Source organism: Nesterenkonia massiliensis, assembly GCF_000455245.1.
Classification (GTDB): domain Bacteria; phylum Actinomycetota; class Actinomycetes; order Actinomycetales; family Micrococcaceae; genus Nesterenkonia; species Nesterenkonia rhizosphaerae.
Window position 1 is genome coordinate 361249 of the sequence record NZ_HG005165.1, and the last position, 6861, is coordinate 368109.

At 63.6% G+C, this 6861-nt stretch carries 4 protein-coding genes and 1 riboswitch; of the genes, 2 read left to right on the forward strand and 2 right to left on the reverse strand.

The window, feature by feature from the left end; translation table 11 throughout:
- Together gcvT and gcvP are read right to left on the reverse strand one after the other, a co-directional pair.
- On the reverse strand, positions 1 to 867 hold an 867-nt coding region (gene gcvT / locus TX78_RS01655; protein WP_233722140.1), incomplete at its 3' end, for a glycine cleavage system aminomethyltransferase GcvT.
- A gap of 60 nt (positions 868 to 927) precedes the next feature.
- Entirely contained in the window at positions 928 to 3810 is a 2883-nt protein-coding gene (gene gcvP, locus TX78_RS01660; RefSeq protein WP_044493019.1) for an aminomethyl-transferring glycine dehydrogenase, read from the reverse strand.
- Between the two features lie 208 nt (positions 3811 to 4018).
- A riboswitch (glycine riboswitch) is annotated at positions 4019 to 4146 on the reverse strand.
- A 199-nt stretch (positions 4147 to 4345) separates the two neighbouring features.
- On the opposite strand from gcvP, the gene TX78_RS01665 reads away from it, so the two are divergent.
- Positions 4346 to 5449 carry an ABC transporter substrate-binding protein gene (locus TX78_RS01665; protein ID WP_044493020.1) on the forward strand — a complete coding sequence of 368 codons (1104 nt, stop codon included), beginning with the start codon at positions 4346 to 4348 and terminating at the stop codon, positions 5447 to 5449.
- Between the two features lie 10 nt (positions 5450 to 5459).
- Positions 5460 to 6861: ABC transporter permease (locus TX78_RS01670; RefSeq protein ID WP_233722116.1), on the forward strand; the 1402-nt coding region annotated here is incomplete at its 3' end.

A 6861-nucleotide genomic window follows, 5' to 3' on the forward strand; every position in this document is an offset into this window, starting at 1 on the left:
GGTTTTGCCCAGCCCGGCAGCCTTGGCCGCCTCAAGAGCAGCCCGGCCGACGAAATCCTCTGCCTTGGAATAGGCCACCACGGGAAGCCCTGCCTCCTGCGGCAGCCGCTCGGTGGAGAGCTCGTTGCCGTAGAGCGGCATACCGGCCTCCAGGCGCAGCGAATCACGACAGGCCAGGCCGCAAGGGATCAGCCCGAAGTCTGATCCTCCCTCCAGGAGTGCCCGCCACAGCGCACCGGCCTTGTCATGAGGGGTGTACAGCTCGAAGCCGTCCTCCCCGGTGTAACCGGTGCGGGCAAGCAGCACCTCATCCCCGCCGATGGTCACCGTGGTCTGGGCGTAGTACTGCAGCCCTTCCACCAGATACGTCTCGTCCATGCGCACCACGGAAGAAATGATGGCCTGCGCCTGCGGGCCCTGGACGGCGATCAGGCTGATGCCCTCGGACTCGTCCCAGATCTCGACGTCGAAACCTGCTGCCCGTTGCTGTAAGGCACCGGCCACGGCCTCTCGGTTACCCGCATTGGGCACCACCAGGTACTGGTGCTCCTCCAGACGGTAGGTGATCAGGTCATCGAGGATGCCGCCGTCGTCCTGGCAGATCAGTGAGTATTTGGCCTTCCCGGGCTCCACCTTCGCGAGGTTCCCCACCAGGGCGGTGTTGAGGAAGGTGGCGGCATCGGGGCCTACCACCCGGATCTCTCCCATATGCGAGAGATCAAAGAGCCCGGCGGCCTCTCGCACCGCGCGGTGTTCTTCGAGCTCAGAGCTATACTTCAGCGGCATCCTCCAGCCACCGAAGTCGGTGAAGCTGGCGCCAAGCGCCTCATGTTCGACCGCCAGGGCGGTTTCTTTGAGTTCAGTCATCATCAGTCCATTTCTTCACGAGGCGATCGAGTCTTTCGCCGATGGCGGCGTGTGAGTCCGTCAGGACGCGAACGCCTCAATCGGCGGGCAGGAGCAGACCAGATTCCGGTCACCATGGGCGCCGTCGATCCGGGACACCGGTGGGAAGTACTTATCCTGCAGCAGCCCCTGGACCGGGAAAGCACCCTGAACGCGAGAGTAGGAGCGGTCCCAGTTGTCCGAAGCGACGACGGCGGCCGGGTGCGGAGCATGCTTCAGGGGTGAGCCCTCAGCTTCCAGCTGACCATCGATGACCTGCTGGATCTCCGCGTGGATGGCGATCATCGCTTCGATGAACCGTTCGATCTCTGCCAGATCCTCAGACTCGGTAGGTTCGACCATCAGCGTTCCAGCCACTGGGAAGGCCAGGGTGGGGGCATGGAAGCCGTAGTCGATCAGCCGCTTGCACACGTCTTCAGCAGTGACGCCTGAGGCCTTGGTCAGTTCGCGCAGATCCAGGATGCACTCATGAGCCACTAGCCCGTTCTCCCCTGCATACAGCGTGGGATAGTGATCCTTCAGCCGGGCGGCAATGTAATTGGCCGAGAGCAGCGCATGAGTGGTGGCCGAGGTCAGTCCCTCAGCACCCATCATGGCGATATACGCCCAGGAGATGGGCAGCACACCTGCCGAGCCGTAGGGGGCGGCAGTGACCGAGGCGGAGCCGGTGGCACCGTGGTCACGGCTGGGCAGGAACTCCACCAGATGCTCCGCCACTGCCACCGGACCCACACCGGGTCCACCGCCACCGTGGGGGATGCAGAAGGTCTTATGCAGGTTCAGATGCGAAACATCGCCGCCGAACTCCCCCGGCTGCGCCAAGCCGACCAGCGCGTTGAGGTTGGCGCCATCGATATAGACCTGCCCCCCGGCGTCGTGGACCATCTTGCACACCTGGGGCACATCAGCCTCGTAGACACCGTGCGTGGAGGGGTAGGTCAGCATGATGGCTGCGATCCGCTCCGGGTGCCGGGCGATCTTCGCTTCCAGATCGGCAAGATCGATGGTGCCATCTTCAGCGGTGGCCACCACCACGACCTGCAGCCCCGCCAGCACCGCCGAGGACGCATTGGTGCCGTGGGCGGAAGCCGGGATCAGGCAGATATCCCGGGCGGCGTCATCGTTGGCCAGATGGTACTGGCGGATGGCCAGCAGACCAGCGTATTCGCCCTGGGAGCCGGCATTGGGCTGGATAGAAACCCCTGCGTACCCGGTGATCTCCGCCAGCTGATGCTCCAGATCCTCAATGAGCCGGCGCCAGCCCACGCTTTGATGCTCCGGGACGAAGGGGTGAATACCGGCGAACTCCGGCCAGGAGATAGCTTCCATCTCTGTGGCAGCGTTGAGCTTCATCGTGCAGGAGCCCAAAGGGATCATCGTGCGGTCCAGCGCCAGGTCCCGGTCGGAGAGCCGGCGCAGATAGCGCATCATCTGCGTTTCCGAGTTCACAGTGTGGAAGATCGGGTGAGTCATGTATTCGCTGCTGCGCACCAGGACTTCGGGGAAACCGTGGGCGCCACGGACCTCGGCACCCGCTAGCCGGGTCTGGGCATCTTCCTCGCCGGCGGCGAGACCGAAAGCACGCAGCACCGTCACCAGATGTGCCGTCGTCGTGGTCTCATCCACGCTGATGCCCACAGTGGTCTCGTCCACTCGACGCAGGTTGATGCCCAGTTCCTCTGCGGTACTGATGACATGCTCGGCCTCCACCTCAAGTCCCAGTCTCACCTGCACAGTGTCGAAGAAGGACTCCGAGACCAGTACCCGACCGCCGGCCTGCAGGGCCGCAGCCAGGGTCCGGGCATAGGCATGGACTTCTTGGGCGATCCGCTTCAACCCCTGCGGACCGTGGTAGACGCCGTACATGGAGGCAGCGACCGCCAGCAGCGCCTGAGCAGTGCAGATATTGGAAGTGGCCTTCTCACGGCGGATGTGCTGCTCACGGGTCTGCAGCGCCAGACGGTAGGCCGGCCGACCCTCAGCGTCCTTGGAAACGCCCACCAGACGTCCCGGAAGCTGCCGCTGCAGCCCGGACTTCACCGCCATGAATGCGGCATGCGGACCGCCGAAGAACAGCGGCACGCCGAAACGCTGCGAACTGCCCACCGCGATATCCGCCCCCTGCTCCCCCGGCGAGGTGATCAGGGTCAGCGCCAGCAGATCGGCGGCCACAGTGACCAGAGCGCCGCGTTCCTTCGCCGCGGCGATCACCGCCGAATGGTCCACCACAGCACCGGAGTTGCCCGGCTGCTGCAGGACGATGCCGCAGATCTCTCCCTCCGGAAGACCCTGAGCAAGATCAGCGAACTCCAGCTCGATCCCTACCGCCTCGGCGCGGCCGACGATGACCTCGCGGGTCTGCGGGAAGATGTCTTCATCCACCACGATCTTGGCATTCGCGAGCTTCTTATTGCCCCGGCGCATCAGCAGAATCGCCTCGGCCACCGCGGATGCCTCATCCAGCAGCGAAGCATTGGCAATATCCATGCCCGTCAGATCAGCAACCATGGTCTGGAAATTCAGCAGCGCCTCCAGCCGGCCCTGGCTGATCTCTGGCTGATAGGGGGTGTAGGCGGTGTACCAGGCCGGGTTCTGCAGCACATTGCGCAGAATCACCTGCGGAGTATGTGTGTCGTAGAAGCCCTGACCGATCATCTGGACCTTGGTCTGGTTCTGCGCGGCGAAACTGCGCAGCGCTGCCAGCGTCTCTGCCTCCGAGCGCGCCGCCGGGAGGTTGAGCTGATTCGGCTGGCGAATGCTCTGTGGCACCGCAGCATCAACGAGCTCGTCCAGCGAGTCATATCCCAGGGTCTTGAGCATGGTGGAGCTGGTATCGGAGTCAGTGCCGATATGACGGGCGGCGAAACCGGCTGGAACAGAGTAGGTGCTGACGGTGCTGGTCATCGAAGTGCCTTCCGGTGGGCATGGGTAAGGAGCATCTCCTCCCCTCGCTCTGTACTTCCCGCAACCGCTATGGCGGGGAACCTGAGAGATTCACTTGCAGCTGCACATAGATCTAGACCTCGTGGTCTAGCCCTAGTCGACAGCCTCAGCTTGCACCTTGGGTGTGGGGTACGACGTCGTGGCCGCACCTTGTACTTTCCAGAGTTGCCACCTCTGCGCGGTCCTTCCGATGATGTTCACCGGGCCTGAGAGATTCGTAAGGGGAGAATCTTGCTCCTTCGGCGCCTGCTGTGTCCGACGTGGACGGGCATCGCAGGTCTCTCCCGCGTGGAGGACGTGGCCAGTATTGAATTGGGCGGCTTCAGTTGAGCGAAGCTGCTTTCATTGTGCCAGATCACACCGGCTGCGACTGGCCGGGCGCCGTCGCCAGTTCACCTATACGTAAACTTGCCGTCGTTGTCTGTTTGCACACCGCCACTAGCGTCGGCACACGTTACGTCACTGACTTCATGCACCTGACTTGGGGGATCCTTCAATGCACTCTGCATCTCACACTCACCGAACCATAGCTTCAGGTTCCCGAAAAGGCAGGGCCGCATTGGCCGCCATGGGCGTTGCGGCCCTGGCGCTGACAGCCTGCGGGTCCGGAGAAGACACGGCCTCGGCGGATCTGCCCGATGATCTTGAGGGCTCCCTGACTGTTGTCTGCTCTCCTGCGGAGGAGCTCTGCGCTGCCTGGGCTGATGCATTTGAGGCAGAAACTGGCGTTCAGACCAACTATGTGCGCCTATCTGCTGGCGAGGCCGCCGCACGGCTTCAGGCCGGCGGCTCCACCCCTGAGTTCGATGTCTGGCACGGCGGCACAGTGGATGCCTTCATCGCGGCAATGGATGATGATCTGCTGGCACCCTATGACTCCCCGCAGCGGGCCGAACTTGAAGCCGATGTCATCGACGAAGACGGCTACTGGTCCGGAATCTATGTGGGCGCCCTGGGATTCTGCTCGAACCAGTCCCGTCTGGATGAGCTGGGCATCGACGCTCCCGAATCCTGGGATGACCTGCTGGCTGAAGAGCTGCAGGGCGAGGTCATGATGGCCCATCCCTCCACCTCCGGTACCGCCTACACCGCGCTCTGGACTCAGGTGGAGCGCCTGGGCAGCGAGGAAGCGGCCTTCGACTACATGCGGGACTTCAACCGCAATGTCCTGCAGTACACCCGCTCAGGCTCGGCCCCGGCCCAGTCGGCCGGGCGCGGCGAGGTGGCCGTCTCGCTGGTCTTCGCCCATGACTGCATCAGTCATCAGGAAGAGGGTTTCGAGGATCTGGTGCTCAGCTTCCCGGCTGAGGGCACCGGACACGAGACCGGCGCGGTGGCGATGATCAACGGCACCCAGAATGAGGAGGCGGCACAGGCTTATATTGACTGGGCGCTGAGCCCTGCTGCCCAGGACCTTGGTCCTGAGGTGGGAGCCTTCCAGGTGCTGACCCACCCTGATGCGGTTGACGATGAGCGCATGGTCTCCATGGATGACATCGAGCTCATCGATTACGACTTTGCCGAGGCCGGTGAACACCGCAGCGACCTGACGCAGCGCTTCGACGAGGAGATCGCCGACGAACCCGCTGAGGATGACTGATCGTTAACAGATGGCAGTAGGCTCTCTCTCCGCGGTCTCCCCCGGCGCTTCCTCAGGCTCCTCTTCGGCGGTGCCGCCGGAAGCAGCTGTCCCGGCCCCACGCCGTCGTCGACTCTTTGGAGCACCGGTACGACGGCGCATGGATCCGGTGTCGCGGCTGCTGCTTGTTCTGGTGCTGATCGCGTTGACCCTGCTGGTGGGTCTGCCTGTCCTGGGGGTGATGAACCGTGCCTTCAGCAGTGAGGGGCTGACGGTGCTGCAGTCCTTCGTCACCTCGGGCACTAACCGGCAGCTTTTCCTCAATACTGTCCAGTTGGGGCTGATCGTCGGGGTGCTGGGCACCTGCTGTGCCTTCGCGCTGGCCTATGCACAGGCCCGGCTGCGCTTTCCAGGGCAGCGGCTGATCCACATCCTGACGCTGGTGCCGATCATCTCCCCGCCCTTTGCTGTGGCGGCGGCGATCATCACGCTCTTCGGACGCACCGGAATGATCAGCTATGACCTTTTTGGTGTCCGCTATGACATCTATGGGCTGCAGGGCCTGGTCCTGGCGCTGACGCTGTCTTATCTGCCGTTGGCATATCTGAATCTGCTGGGCATGCTGCGCGCCTTGGACCCGGCGCATGAGGAAGCGGCCTCCTCGCTGGGAGCCTCGCGGTGGCGGGTATTCCGCACCGTCACCGCTCCGATGCTGGTGCCGGGATTCGGCGGTGCGTTCCTGCTGCTGTTCGTCGAAGCCATCTCGGATCTGTCCAATCCGCTGGTCCTGGGCGGTAATTATCAGGTCCTGGCCTCGCGGGCGTACCTGGCTATCGTCGGTGAGTACAACCTCCCTGGCGGTGCGGCCTATGCGTTGGTGCTGCTGATCCCGGCGGTGGCGATCTTTGCCATCCAGCGCTACTGGTCCTCTCGCGGCGTCGTCGTCTCCATCACCGGCAAGCCTTCTGGACGCCGGCAGCGGCATACCGCCACCAGCCTGCCGGGGCTGTGGATCCCACTGGCGGGATTCGCCTATGCCATGGCGGCCCTGATTATGCTGCTCTACGGCACGATCGTCGCCGGTGCCTTCGTACGGATCCTGGGTGTGAATAACACCCCCACACTGGATAACTTCCGTTATGTGCTCACCGGGGTGGGCAATGACGCGATCATCGACACCACACTGCTGGCGCTTATCGCCACCCCGGTGGCCGGACTGCTGGGCATGATCACCGCCTGGCTGGTGGTCACCCGGGTGCAGCGCGGAGCTGCGCTGCTGGATTTCTTCGGCATGTTGGGAATCGCGGTGCCCGGCACCGTCATCGGCATCGGCTATGTGATCAGCTACTCGGAGCCCACTATGGTCTTCGGGGTGCCTGTGCTTCCGGCGCTGGTCGGCGGTTCCACCGTCTTCGGCGGCGCAGTGGCCATTG

Coding starts and splice junctions, on each gene's coding strand:
- gcvP (WP_044493019.1), bottom strand. CDS start 3,810: ATGACCAGCACCGTCAGCACCTACTCTGTTCCAGCCGGTTTCGCCGCC.
- TX78_RS01665 (WP_044493020.1), top strand. CDS start 4,346: ATGCACTCTGCATCTCACACTCACCGAACCATAGCTTCAGGTTCCCGA.